General features: G+C 72.7%; 10 protein-coding genes. All 10 read left to right on the forward strand.

Annotated elements, in window-relative coordinates; all coding sequences use genetic code 11:
* The first annotated feature begins 15 nt into the window (after positions 1-15).
* From ACZ7LV_RS14935 to ACZ7LV_RS14980, 10 genes are read left to right on the forward strand one after another with little or no spacing between them, the layout of a single operon-like run.
* Positions 16-996, forward strand: a complete 981-nt coding sequence (locus ACZ7LV_RS14935; protein WP_471939443.1) for a Pvc16 family protein — start codon at positions 16-18, stop codon at positions 994-996.
* A 33-nt stretch (positions 997-1,029) separates the two neighbouring features.
* Positions 1,030-3,012 carry an ATP-binding protein gene (locus tag ACZ7LV_RS14940; protein ID WP_471939445.1) on the forward strand — a complete coding sequence of 661 codons (1,983 nt, stop codon included), beginning with the start codon at positions 1,030-1,032 and terminating at the stop codon, positions 3,010-3,012.
* A complete protein-coding gene (locus tag ACZ7LV_RS14945; RefSeq protein WP_471939447.1) occupies positions 3,009-3,317 on the forward strand; it encodes a hypothetical protein in 309 nt (102 codons plus the stop codon). The genes ACZ7LV_RS14940 and ACZ7LV_RS14945 overlap by 4 nt, the downstream gene beginning before the upstream one ends.
* Entirely contained in the window at positions 3,314-9,850 is a 6,537-nt protein-coding gene (locus ACZ7LV_RS14950) for an eCIS core domain-containing protein (RefSeq protein WP_471939449.1), read from the forward strand. The genes ACZ7LV_RS14945 and ACZ7LV_RS14950 overlap by 4 nt, the downstream gene beginning before the upstream one ends.
* 33 nt (positions 9,851-9,883) lie before the next feature.
* Positions 9,884-10,591: a hypothetical protein gene (locus ACZ7LV_RS14955; protein ID WP_471939451.1), complete on the forward strand. Its 708-nt coding sequence runs from the start codon at positions 9,884-9,886 to the stop codon at positions 10,589-10,591.
* Complete coding sequence (locus ACZ7LV_RS14960; RefSeq protein ID WP_471939453.1) at positions 10,588-11,274, forward strand: hypothetical protein; 687 nt, start codon at positions 10,588-10,590, stop codon at positions 11,272-11,274. Before ACZ7LV_RS14955 ends, ACZ7LV_RS14960 begins: the two co-directional genes overlap by 4 nt.
* Positions 11,275-11,281: 7 nt before the next feature.
* Positions 11,282-11,650, forward strand: a complete 369-nt coding sequence (locus ACZ7LV_RS14965; protein WP_471939455.1) for a hypothetical protein — start codon at positions 11,282-11,284, stop codon at positions 11,648-11,650.
* Positions 11,643-12,782 (forward strand): hypothetical protein, encoded by a 1,140-nt coding sequence (locus tag ACZ7LV_RS14970; protein WP_471939456.1) that lies wholly within the window; start codon positions 11,643-11,645, stop codon positions 12,780-12,782. Before ACZ7LV_RS14965 ends, ACZ7LV_RS14970 begins: the two co-directional genes overlap by 8 nt.
* Positions 12,783-12,804: 22 nt before the next feature.
* Positions 12,805-13,341, forward strand: a complete 537-nt coding sequence (locus tag ACZ7LV_RS14975; RefSeq protein WP_471939458.1) for a phage baseplate assembly protein V — start codon at positions 12,805-12,807, stop codon at positions 13,339-13,341.
* Between the two features lie 22 nt (positions 13,342-13,363).
* The gene (locus tag ACZ7LV_RS14980; protein ID WP_471939460.1) at positions 13,364-13,708 is read left to right on the forward strand and encodes a hypothetical protein; all 345 of its coding nucleotides are present in this window, start codon (positions 13,364-13,366) and stop codon (positions 13,706-13,708) included.
* Positions 13,709-13,738: the final 30 nt, after the last annotated feature.

Here is a 13,738-nt window from a genome sequence, read left to right on the forward strand (position 1 = left end):
CGAGGAACGCACGCCATGAGCAACGCACTTGCCATCGCCCATGTGACCCAGGCCCTCGCCCTGCTGATCGAGACCAACATCGGGCCCGAGACCGACATGGCGGTCAAGGTCGAGCCGCGCAGGCCGCCCGCGGAGCCCACCCTGGACCAGCCCACCATCTCGGTCTTCCTGTATCAGGTGACGCCCGACGTCTCGCAGCGCAACAACGACCTGCCGACCCGCGCGGGCGACGGCACCCTCGTCAGGCGACCCGCCGCCGCGCTCGCCCTGCACTACCTGATCAGTGCCTACGGCGACGAGAACGAACTCGTCGGGCAGCGGCTGATCGGCTCCGTGGTGCGCACGCTGCACGAGATCCCGATCCTGCCGAAGGACATCATCGAACTCGCCCGCGAGAAGGCCCATCTGGCGGCCAGTGACCTCGGCGAGGCGGCGCAGCGGGTGCGGTTCACGCCGACGGTGATGGACATCGACGAGACGTCGAAGCTGTGGGGGATGCTCCACCAGACGCCGTACGCGCTGTCCGTGGTCTACCAGGCGTCACTGGTCCTCATCGAGGGACGGGAGATCCCGGTGCCGCGCCCGCCGGTGGAGCGGGCGGACGTACGCGTGCTGCCGTTCGGTGCGCCGGGTGCGCAGGAGCCCGGGGGCGGTCAGGGGGACGCGGCCGGGTCCGCCACGCCGGAGGACGGGACGCCGCAGCCCGCCAAGAAGGCCGCGAAGGCGCCCGCGAAGGCGCCCGCGAAGGAGCCCGCTAAGTCCGGGGCGCGCGCGAAGGCGCCGGAGAAGGCGGTCGCCAAGGCACCGGCCCGCACACGGCGGCAGACCACCCGAGGCCGGGCGGGCGGCGCCGCCCCCGTCGGGGAGTCGAGCGGCTCCGACAAGACGGACAAGGCGAACACGACGGACAACGCCGAGAAGGCCGAGGCGGCGGACCGGGCCGGGAAGGCCGGGGCGGACGCGAAGGCCCGGCGCACGGACAGGACGGAGCACTGAGGCGGCATGGGAACCACGGGGGCAGGTGAGGACATGGGGACGCACGGGACGGCGGCCACCGGCGGTGACTCCGCCGTGCTCATGGCGGAGATCCGCCGCGTCCTGGCCCGCGTGGACGCCCACGCGGCGCGCGGCGCCCGGCCGGAGGCGAACCCCGCCGCGAACGCCGACACCGACGCCGAACCGGCCGCCGCCGGCTCCCTCGATCCCGTACGGCAGTCCGCCGCACCCCTCGACGCCCTCGTCGCCTGCTTCGGGCTGACCCCCTTCGAGCGCGACCTCGTCCTGCTCACCGCCGCCCAGGAACTGGAGCCCACGACCGCTGCCCGCTGTGCCGCCGCCTGTGGTGATCCGGAGCGCGCCCACCCCACGTTCGGCCTCGCGCTGGCGGCCCTCGACGCGCCGCACTGGAGCGCGCTCACGCCGGTGGCCCCCCTGCGCCGCTGGCGGATCGCCGAACTCGACGACGAGACCCGGCTCACCACGTCCCGGCTCCGGCTGGACGAACGCATCCTGCACTTCCTGCTGGGCTCGCCCTACCTGGACGCCCGGCTGCACGGCCAGTTGCGGCGCGCACCCGCCCCGGACCGGCTGCCGCCGTCGTACGACCTGACCGCGCACCGGGTCGCCGAGGGCTGGACGACGGCGGGAGCGGACGTACCGCCCCTGGTCGAGGTGACCGGCGGGGACCCGCGCAGCCGGGCCGACATCGCGGCGGCCGGCGCCGGCCGGTGCGGGCTCGGGCTGTACACGACGAACGCCGAGGACCTGCCCACCGACCCCGCCGCACGGGACCGGCTGGCCCGGCTGTGGCAGCGCGAGGCGATCCTGCTGCCCGCCGCGCTCCTCGTCGAGGTGGGCGACCTGGACCGCGAGCAACGGGCGGCCCTGGAGGCGTTCCTGGCCGGGGCGGCCGTGCCCGTGGTGGTCTCCAGCGAGGACCCGCTGCGCTCCGACCGCCCGCACGGCGCGCGCGTGACGGTCCCGCGGCTCGACGACGACGAGCAACTCGCCCTGTGGTCCGAGGCGTTCGCGGAGACCGACCTGGCGGAGCGCGAACTGCGCTCCCTGGTCGCGCAGTTCCAGCTTCCGCCGCACGTCGTCCGGTCCGCCGCCGCCACGGTACGGCGCGACCTCCCCCGCGAGGAGGACCTGGACGTCGCGGGACTCGCCTGGCGGGCCGGGATGCGGGAGGCCCGGATCGGGATGGACGAGCTGGGCCGGCGCGTCGAACCGCGGGCCGGCTGGGACGACCTGGTGCTGCACGAGCGGCAGGTGGCCGTGCTGCGCGAGATCGTCGCGCACGTACGGCAGCGGCCCACCGTCCACCAGGAGTGGGGCTTCGCGGGCACCCTGCGCCGGGGACTCGGCGTGACCGCCCTGTTCGCCGGCGGCTCGGGCACCGGCAAGACGCTCGCCGCCGAGGTCATGGCCGGTGAACTGGGCCTCGACCTGTTCGTCATCGACCTGTCCCAGGTGGTCAGCAAGTACATCGGCGAGACCGAGAAGAACCTGCGCCGGGTCTTCGACGCGGCCGAACGCGGTGGCGCGCTGCTCCTCTTCGACGAGGCGGACGCGCTGTTCGGCAAGCGCAGCGAGGTCAAGGACAGCCACGACCGGTACGCCAACCTCGAAGTCAGCTATCTGCTGATGCGGATGGAGGCCTACCGCGGCCTGGCGGTCCTCACCACCAACATGAAGAAGGCGCTGGACACGGCCTTCCTGCGGCGCATCCGCTTCGTCGTCGACTTCCCCTTCCCCGCCGAGCACGAGCGCGCGGAGATCTGGCGCCGCGTGCTGCCGCCGCAGGCACCGGTGAAGGACATCGACTGCGGCCTGCTCGCCCAGCTCACGGTCGCGGGCGGCTCGATCCGCAACATCGCCCTGTCCGGGGCGTTCCTGGCCGCCGAGGAGGACGACCGCCTCCAGATGCGGCACATGCTCGCGGCGGCGCGCACCGAGTACCTGAAGCTGGAGCGGTCCCTGACGCCGACGGAGGTCCGGGGATGGGTGTGACCGGAGGACCTTCGCCGAAGGGACGGGCGGGGAGCGCGCCCTCGGCGATCCGGGTGGAGATCGGCGAACTGGCCCTGGAGGGCTTCCGCGTGGACGCGGAGCGGGTCCGCGCGGAGTTCGCGCACGAGCTGACCCGGCTGGTCAGGGAACGCGGCGTGCCGCTGGCCACCGACGGCCCGGTCACCCTGGACGCCGTGTCCGGGCTGCCGCCCCTGCCCGCCGGCCTGACCGCCCGCCGCCTCGGACAGGAACTGGCGCGCGCGGTCCATCACGGGCTGAGCGGCCGCGGGGAGGTGACGCGGTGAGCGACTCCCGCACGCCCGGGACCGCTTCCGAGCAGTCGGCCGAGCAGCGGCGCCGCAAGCGCAGGGAGCGGGCCGCCGCGTCCCGTGCGCCCGAGCCCAAGAACATCGTCAGCGGCGCCGGTCAGCCCCTCGACCCCGGCGTACGCCGCGAACTGGAGGAACGGCTCGGTCACGACCTGGGCCGGGTCCGGCTGCACACCGGCCGCGACGCCGGGGCGCTGACCGAGCTGCTCGGCGCGGACGCGGTCGCGGTCGGCCAGGACGTCTTCTTCCGCGACGGGGCCTTCAAGCCCGGCACGGACGAGGGCCGCCGCCTGCTCGCCCACGAGTTGCTGCACACCGTGCAGAACCCGCACGGCCTCGGCGCCCTGCGCGCCGGACGCGAACCCGGCGCCGTCAGCCTGCCCCAGCAGGCCATCGAGCGGGAGGCGGAGTCGGCGGCCCAGGACGTCGTACGCGGCCTGGAGGCCCCCGAGGTCGAGGAGGGCCGGGCCACCCCGGGCTGGCTGCGCTACGCCACCGTCGACGCCGACCGCAGCCGCGCCGAGGCCGTCGACCCGGCGACCCTCCTCGACCGGCTCACGAACTCGGTCGTGCGGTCGCTGCGCAGCGACCCGGAGGACCTGTCCCAACGCACCCGTAAGCAACTCGCCCGACTGCCGGGGGAGTTGCTCGACGGAGTCCTGATACGCCTGGAGAGCAGGCTGCTCGGTTCCGAGCAGGACCGGGTGCTCGACCTCGTCGACGAGATCGAGGCGTACGACGACTTCGCCGACGACGGCCTGGAACGGGACGCCCACGAGGCGCCCGCTCTCGCGCCGGACCTCGCCGAGGAGGTGCGGGCCGAACGAGAGCGCGAGGACCGGTCCGCGCGCGAACGGCGGACGCCGGAGCGGGAGCCGGAGGCGGCGCCCGACCAGGAGGGTTCCCCGAAGGGTACCCAGGAGCAGGAGCAGGAGCAGGAGCAGGAGCAGGAGCAGGAGCAGGAGCAGCGGCAGAAGGGGCAGGGGCAGCGGAACGGGGAGGGGCGGACCGGCTCCGGTCAGGCGGAGCGGCGCACCGGCGGGGAGCAGGAGGCCGGCGGCGGGGCGGAGGGCACCGGCGGCAAGGAGCAGGACCCCGGAGGCAAGGGGCAGGACTCCGGAGGCAAGGAGCAGGCATCCGGCGTCCAGGAGGCGACCGAGCGGCAGGAGACGCTGGCCGCGAGCGAGGAGGAGTCGGCCGCACGCAACCGCCCCGGCGCCGCCGAGGCCGCCGTCGCGGGAGGACAGGTCAGGCCGCAGGACAAGCGCGGCCAGCGGCAGCCGACCGGTTCGCCGACGGCGTCCGGCAAGGACACCCAGCTGCCCGGCGCGTTCAGCACCCTCGACGGCCGGCGCAACCAGGACGTCGAAGGCCTGGAGGAGGAGTCCGGCGAAGAATCGCTCGGCGCCGGGAGCGAGTCCGAGGTCGACGCCGGGGCGGGGGAGCCGAGCGCCTGGGACGTGAAGCTCCAGCCCGAGGACTTCCTGCCGAAGGACGACCTGGACGTCTCCGGCGTGCCGACCGCCGACGAGCTGGACCCGTCGTCGTCCGCGTCCCCCTCCCTGCCCTTCTTCCCCGCACCGCCGCCCACCAGGGCCGACCAGGTGCAGGCCGAGCGGGAGGCGGAGGACGCCGGGGACGCGGCGGCGGAGGCGGAGCCGGAGGAGGAGACCGGTACGGCGCGGGACGCCCGGTCCCCGGCCCCCGAGACCGAGGGCGACCCGCAGGGCACGGGGGCGCCGGACGCCCTCGCTGTCGAGCGGACCGCCCTGCCCCCGACCGTCCCCACCACCGGCGCCAGGGACCCCAAGAACGGCGACGATCCCAAGGCAGGACCGGTCGCGGCCCAGACCACCGTGCAGGAGGCGCCGAACAGGGCGGAGTCGAAGTCCGAGGGCGGCGGCGAGGCCCGGGAGTCCGCCGCCAAGGAGGAGAAGGGCACCGCGGCGGCGGGCGACAACGCTCCGGCGGCTCCGGAGAAGGAGTCCCCGCAGGCGGCGGGAGGCCGGTCGGCGCAGTCCGAGGCAGGGGCGGGATCCGCGGGTGCGGCCACGCCTGCGGCGGCCGCTCAGGAGGCCCGTACGGAACCGGCGTCGCGTACCGAACCGGGACCTGAGTCCCGTACCGAACCGGGACCCGCGGCACGTACCGAACCGGGACCCGCGTCGCGTACCGAGCCTGGCCCGGGATCACGTACCGAACCCGAGACCCGCACGGCGTCGCACACCCCCGCCGAACACACCGCCTCCACCGCCGGCCGTGGCGAAACCCCCGCACCCGCATCCGTATCCGCGCCCTCGACCGCCCCCAGCGCCCCTCCCGCCTCCGCCGCCCCGAAGGAGGCCCCGCAGAGCGCGCCGGCCGCCGGGGGTCCCGCACCGGCACGGGCGGGCGGAGGCGGGGGAGGGGCCGCGGCCGGGCGCGGCAAGGGCAGGAGGAAGGACTCCGCGCCGGCACCGGACCTCTCCGGCGTCTCCCCCGAAGCGGGCCTGGCCTCGGCGGCCGGACTCAAGCCGCACAAGGCACTTCAGGCCATGGGCGGGGTGGGCGGCGCGGTCGACCGCTCGGTCGGGGACGAGCGCCGGACGCTGGCGGCGGCGCCCCCCTCGATGGAACGACCGGCGGGCGCCCCCCGGACCCTCCAGGGCAAGCCGAGGACGGACGCCCCGGCGCAGTACTCGCAGGACCCGGCCCGGCAGGCCCAGGAACCGGAACGTGAGGACGCCGAGGTCACCGGGGCGAAGGCGCCGGAGGGCCGGATCGAGGCGGAGGAGGCCGAGGAGCCGGGCGGCTGGGACACCTTCAAGATGGCGCTGGGCTTCGGCATCGGCAAGGTGGCGAGCTGGCTCGGATTCGAGGTGGACGCGCAGGAACTGGCGGCCAAGTTCGCCGGGCTGCCGACGAAGGACGAGGCCCTCAGGCAGGCGCAGGCGGGCAGCGCGCCCGGCGTACGGATGCAGGGCGCGGCCGACGGGAAGGCCGGGGAGCAGAGCGGGCACGTCGACGCCAAGGGCCGGCAGACCGTGGCCACGGCGCGGGACGACGCGGGCCGTGCGATGGGCGAGGACCAGGTCTATCCGGATGCGCCCGCGGAGCGGCTCACGGCGCGGGTGCCGGGTGCCGGGGGCGGCAGCGGTGCGGGAGTCGGCGCGACGGGCACCGGCGGTGCCGTGCCGGCCGAGGCGGCGTCCGAGGTGGCGGAGCACGACCGCGGGCCGCAGCTCCAGGCGGCGTTCGCGGACGGGCAGAAGGGCGTCGCGGAGGGCCGGCAGGCCAAGGACCGCGACTTCCGGGGCGCCCAGGCCAGGCACAGGCAGCAGGTGGACGCCGAGATCGCTGCGAACACGCGGACGCAGGCGGACGAGCGCGAGAAGGCGAGGAGCGAGGTCGGCGCCCGGCGCGAGGACTGGCGGGCGCAGCAGGACGAGGAGCTGCGCGGCCTCGGCGACAAGAAGAGCGAACGGCGCGAGCAGGTCCGCAAGGACGTCGAGGACCGGGAGAAGAAGACCGACGACGACGTCGAGAAGGAGAAGGAGGGCAGCGACAGGAAGATCAAGGACGAGGGCGAGAAGGCGGAACGGGAGGCGGAGCGGAAGAAGGACGACTCCGTCCAGGAGTCCGGCAACTGGATCACGAAGGCCTTCGACTGGATCAAGCAGAAGGTCATCGAGATCAAGAACGCGATCGTCCGGGTGATCCGGGCGGCGCGGGACGCGGTCGTCGGCTTCATCCGCACGTTCAAGGAGACGGTGGAGCGCTGGATCGACGAGGCCCGCAAGGGGATCGTCGAGGCGATCAAGAAGTTCATCACGGACCTGATCGAGTTCGCGAAGGCGATGGTCCGCGCCGTCGTCGAACTGGCCCGCCGCGTGCGCAAGTTCGTCACCGATCTGATCGCGGCGGCGATCGCGCTGGTCAACCGCCTCGCGCAGGCGCTGAAGCAGGCGATCTCGGACCTTCTCGACGCCGTCGGCAAGTTGCTCAGCGGCATCCTGGACCTGCTGAAGAGGATGCTCCTGGCCGCGGTCCAGGCCGTCGTGGCCGCGGTGAAGGCGATCATGGACTTCGCGGCGGGCCTGCTCGGCGCGCTGGGCGACTTCATGCTGATCGCGGTCGACTTCCTCTCGGACCCGGGCGGCTGGCTCGGCGGCGCGAAGAACTCCGCGGTGGACGGCGCGAAGAACCACCTCTTCCGGGAAGTGAAGTCGGCGGTCAAGGAGTGGTTCCAGTCCAAGATCGAGGAGATCCTGGGCATCCCGCGGGCCGTCCTGGACAAGCTGATCAAGGGCGGCATCACCCTCGAACGGATCGTCAAGGAGACCTGGGACGCCATCGTCCCGCAACTCCCCGTGATCATCGGTGAGATCGTCGTCACCAAGGTCATCGCCAAGCTCATTCCCGGCGCCGGCTGGGTGATGGCCGTCATCGACGCCCTCCGCACGGCCATCGGCGCCCTCGGCGAGATCCTGCGCGCGTTCGGCGCGGTCCTCGACTGGCTCAGGGCCGTCCGTTCCGGCGGCGCGGGCATCCTCTTCGCCAAGGCGGTCGCGGCCGGCATCGTCGCCCTCCTCGAACTGGCCTACGAGGCCCTCCTGTCCGGCATAGGCAAGTACGTCGCCAAGGTGGGCCGCCGCCTCAAGAGCGTGGCGGAGCGGCTCGGCAGGGGCAGGCCGGGCGGCGGCAGGCCTGGCGCGGCCGGCCCGGACGGGGACGTCCCGCCGCAGCGGGTACCCGTCAGGAACGGGCCCGGCACGCACACCCCGTCCCGGACCGCGCCCGCGACCCCGACGCAGCCGAAGGCGGGCGAGGCCACCCAGGGCAGGCCCAAGTCGCCCGCCGACACCAAGGCGCCGAAGGGCAGGGACGGCGCGTCGGGGCAGGAGGAGCGGAAGCCGGACAGCGCACCCACTCCGGCCGCGAAGCCCGCACCGAAGCCGGAACCCCGTCCCCGGCCGAAGCCCGAGCCCGCGGCGCGACCCGAGGGAGCCGACGGCAGGACCCCGGACAGGTCGAAGGACACGGGGCAGCGGCCGAAGGGCGACGGCAAGGAACCCGTCAGGCCCAGGAACGACGCCAGGGACGCCGCGGACGCCACCTCCCGGGACACGACCAGGCCCAAGGACCCGAACGCGCCCAAGGACCCGGTCCAGCCCAGGAACTCGACCGAACCGAAGGGCGCCGCCGAGCCGGACCGGGACTCGCCCGGGCGGGACAGGAGCGGCGACACCCCCGCACGGCGTGGATCCGACCGGGACCGGCACAGGCGTGCACCGAGGCCGGACCACGACGGACGCAGGCCCAAGTCACGGGACGACGGCAGGAAGCCGGGCTCGACACGCCACCAGCGCGACAGGAGGGACGGCAGGCGACCGAAGTCCCGGCAGGACAAGGAGAACAGGAGAACCGAGGAGGAGAAGCGGAGCGGCCCGAAGCAGCAGCGGCTGACCAAGGCCGTGGCCAGGATCAGGGCCATCCTCACCCGGCTGCTCCGCCCCGGCCTGCCACGCCCCGCGCACCAGGCCACGCTCGTGGCGCTGCGCAGGTGGTACCGACTGCAGTCGCTGGAGCGTCAGCAGCCCAGCCGCACCGCGTTCGAGGTCAGGGCGAAGCTGAACCCCGAGGAGAGGGTGATCGACGGCTTCCCGCAGGACCTCAACGACTACCTCAACAAGTGGGATCTCCCGCGCCCCGAGGTCGTCCCGACACCGGAGAACGGCGTGGCGCCCGGACCGGACACCAACGCGCGGTACATCAACCCCGAGTACGCGCGGGCGTTCGGAAGGCCGCCGAGCCAGCAGTTCACCTACGGGTTCCCCTATCTGGAGAACCTCTACAAGCACACCAGCAACCCTCCGCAGTGGGACCGGATGCACCTGATACCGCGCGAGGTGGGCGGACCGGCCAAGACGTCCAACTTCGTGCCGGCCAGGAACGACGACAACGCGGGCTTCTACCACACGATCGAGAAGTTCGCGGCCCAGGCGTTCGGCGAGAAGAACGAGGACGAGCCGCCGATCCCGGGGTGGTACCGCACCCTTCTGACGCGCTACGACGGCCCTGTCTCCGCGAATCCGCAGTATCCGTACGGGCAGTACCCGAAAGGCTTCCCGCGGAAGATCGAGGTCGAGTGGGGCCTGTACCGCAAGCGGGGCGACGGCTCCGGCAGGAACCGGTCCGACTGGATGAAGCTCCCTGCCACGCGGACGGCCACGAAGACGTTCAACCCGCCGCCGTCATCGGCCGCCAAGGACCTCAACCCGGTGAACATCAACAGGGATTCCCGAGAAGATCTGAAGCGCGCGCTCGGCAGGCCGACGAATCTCTTCATGGCGGCGGTCATGAAAGTGCGGGAAAGGGCCGCGCCAGGCACCAAGGCTTTCCATGACATCAATGACATGCGCGACAAGCTGTCGAAGTTCCGGTCGGACAGCGGGAAGGGCCTTTACTCGTTGGAGAAGAACATGAAGGACATAGAGGATCGCTTCAACCGAGGGTTCTTCACCTTCTGACCAAGAGGCACCGCCCAGGAAAGGCCTACGTCCATGACACATCTGACCGCCGACGAAGAGCGGCACGCCGCATCGCTCACGGCGATCCGTGACAGCCCGCGACTGAACGCCCGGTGCGGAGACCTGACCCAGCTCGCGGAGCCCGTCGAGGAATTGCTTCCGCTGTACGAGCACAACGAGGACTGGGACGAGGTCCGGCTCGACGACGACCTCATGACCTGTGCGCTGCGCTTCACCGATCTCGGTGCGCAGTGGGAGACGACGGACGGTCTTCCGGAGCTCTACGGTGAATTCCGCGTCCTGCATTTCTACGATGTGTTCGAGCAGCCCGAAGGGCCGTCGCCGCTGCCGGACGCCACCGACTTCCAGCGGGACTTCCTTTCGGAACTGCGCAGCTTCGACCGCACACCCCGTTCCGGGGCAGGAATGATGTCCTACCTCCGGATGCGGCCCCGGACCACCCCGCTGGAGATCTGGTACCAGGACATCGCCGACATCGGCGTCGATCCGTATCCGCCGGGTCTTCTGAAGATGGACGTCACCTACTGCCAGTATCTCGATGCCCTGTTGCTCACGAAGGGCACCTACGGATGGCAGTACCTCTTCACCGACATCTCCTTGGGCGGCAGCGGTTTCCGGAGCACCGTCCGGTATCTGGAGCGGATGCTGGAGATCTTTCCCGAGCTCTTTCCGGAACACGACTACAGCGAGCTGCGTGACCGTCTGGAGGCCCGCCGGTGACCCGCTACGCAGACATCCCCAAACCCATCCGCTCGGGCCTGGTGGTGGTGAACCCCGACACCGGTACGCCCCAGCGCGTCATCGTGCTGCAGTTCAACCCGGACACCCTGGAGCGGAGCGTCGCTCCGCAGTCTGCCGGGGACGGTGGGGACGCCGGGGGCGGGGGGACCGGGAGCGGGGACCGGAACGAGGCGCTCCGGCTGAAGGGCCCCGCCCAGGAGACCTGGAAGTTCACCGCCGAGATCGACGCCACCGACCAGTTGGAGATCGCCGCGCCCGACGGCATCCATCCGCAGCTGGCGACGCTGGAGATGCTCGTGCAGCCGACCACCGGGCAACTGCGCGCGGCGAGCCGGCTGGCGGAGCGGGGCACCATCGAGATCAGCCCGATCGAGATGCCGCTGACCCTGTTCACCTGGGGCAGCAAGCGGGTCATGCCGGTGCGCCTGACGGAGCTGTCCATCAACGAGTCCGCGTTCGACGTGAACCTCAACCCCATCCGGGCCTCGCTCGCCGTCGGCATGAAGATCCTCACCGTCAGCGACCTGCCCGCCGGGCACCGCGGCGCGGACCTCTACATGGCGCACCTCGCGCAGAAGGAGCGGCTGGCCGCCGCCGCACGCAGCGGCGGCCCCGGCGCCCTCGGCCTCAGCGGCACCGGCGTACTGAGCGGAAGGAGCTGAACCCACCATGACCGGCATCGAGCCCTACGAGAACGCCTTCGACTCCATACCGGGCGCCCACCCCTACCCCCGGACCAGCCGCTACCACGACGCCGAGATCGGGGTCCACCGCAGGCCCGACGGCACGGAAGTGCGCTACACCAAGCGGCGGTTGCTGCCCCCGCTGGACGACGACCGGCCGACCCGGGAGCACACCGTCGCCGCCGGCGACCGCCCCGACCTCCTCGCGCAACGCTACTTCGGCGACCCCGGCCAGTGGTGGCAGATCGCCGACGCCAACCCCGTGCTCGACCCGAGGGAGCTGACCGCGGAGGCCGGCCGGGTCGTCGACATCCCCCTCGACGACGGGACCCCGCGGGGGGACCGACGTGTTTGACCTGCCCGTGGGGCAGGGCCCCGTCCACGTCACGCTCCAGATGGGGCCGCAACTCGTCCGGCCCGTCCCGGCCGAGGTCACCCAGGCCCTGCTGTCCGCGCAGATCACCGCGACGGCGGGGGAGCGCAGCGGCTTCCAGCTGGCCTTCGACATGACCAAGAACGGCGTCATCAGCCGGCGTCTGCTGCCCGAGGGCTTCTTCGACCCCAAGACCCGGCTGGTCGTCACCGTCACCGTCAGGGGCACCACCGAGGTCCTCTTCGACGGACTGGTCGTACGGCAGGAGGTCGGCGCCAGCAACCAGCCCGGCCACTCCACCCTCACCGTCACCGGCGAGGACCTCACCCTCCTGATGGACCTGGAGGAGCGCACCGCCCGGTACCCCAACCTGCCGCCCTCCGAGCGGGTGCTGGCCATCCTGCGCCGGTACTCCGACTACGGCATCCGGCCCGACGTCTACACGGAGAAGGTGGCCCAGCCCCCGCACCAGGACCTGCGGGTGCACTACCAGACCGGCACCGACCTGCAGTACGTCACCGAGCTGGCCCGCGCCAACGGGTACACCTTCTACCTCGAACCCGGCCCCACCCCCGGCCGCTCCTCCGCCCGCTGGGGACCCGAGGTGCGGCTCGGCATCCGCCAGCACGCCCTCAGCGTGAACCTGGACGCCAACTCCACCGTCGACCAGCTGACGTTCGCCTACGACGGCACCGCCCGCGAGGAGCCCCAGGCCCGTTGGCAGGACCCGGGGACCCGGCTGTCCACGCTGCTCCCGCAGCCGCCGATCAGCCCGCTCCGCCCGCCCCTGGGCAAGCGGCCCACACCGGCCCTGAAGCGGCGGACCCTGGCCGGCACCGCCAAGCAGCAACGCGGCCAGGCCGAGGCGGAGTTGCTCGCGCGGGCCGCGGTCTCGGCCGACGTCGTCTCCGGCTCCGGCTCGCTCGACGTCAACCGGCACGGCTACATCCTGCAGCCCCGGCAGCTCGTCGGCGTACGCGGGGCGGGGCGGGCGTACGACGGCGACTACTACGTCAAGTCCGTGACGCACAACCTGCGGCCGGGCTCCTTCCAGCAGAACTTCACGCTCTCCCGAGAGGGCCTCGAAGCGCGCAGCGACCACGTCAGGCCCTAACACCCATCAGGAGCACCTCAGCATGGCGGCACCCAGCAATCGCTACCTCGGCAAGTACCGCGGCCGGGTCGTGGACAACAACGACCCGCTGCGCATCGGCCGCATCACCGTCGAGGTCCCGGACGTCCTCGGCGACGAGCCGTCGACCTGGGCGCTGCCCTGCCTGCCGTTCACCGGGCCCGAGTCGGGGCAGTTCGTCGTACCGCCGCCCGGCACGGGCGTGTGGGTGGAGTTCGAGCAGGGGGACCCGAGCTTCCCGGTGTGGACCGGGTGCTGGTGGGGCGCGGCCGAGGAACTGCCGCCCGACGCCCGCCGCGAGCTGCGGGCCGACGCGCCGAACAAGCCGGTCGTCGTCCAGACGCCGCTGGCGCACAAGCTCGTCATGAGTGACACGCCCGGTGCCGAGGAGGGGATCCTCCTCCAGGCCAAGGGCGGCGCGTACATCCGCATCACCGAGGAGGCCGTGGTCATCGCGACCGGGGCGGGTGCGCAGGTGGTGCTGCGGGGACGTGAAGTGACCATCAACGAGGGCCAGTTGACCGTGCTCTCGAAGCGTTGACAGAAGACGGGGGAGATGCGAAGTGACCGGGACATCCGGGGGGCTGCTCGGCGCGGCCGCCGTGATCAGCTGTCCGCACGGCGGCCGAGCCACCGCCGCGACCACATCCGAGACAACCGTGTTCATCGACGGGGTGCCGGTGGCGACCGCCGCGCACGCCTACGTCGTCACCGGCTGCCCGCACACCGTCGACCAGGTGCCCATGCCCTGTGTCGCGGTCCGCTGGACCGGCTCCGACACCGGCGTCACCGTCGACGGCACGCCGGTACTGCTCGACACCTCCACGGCCGAGTGCTTCACGGCGGCGTTCGTCCCCCAGGGACCACCCGTCGTCCAGGCCGTGCAGCGAAAGGTCACGCTCCGATGAGCCCCACCCCGCCCCGCCTCCCGACAGCCG

The organism is Streptomyces sp. NPDC107562, from assembly GCF_055657325.1.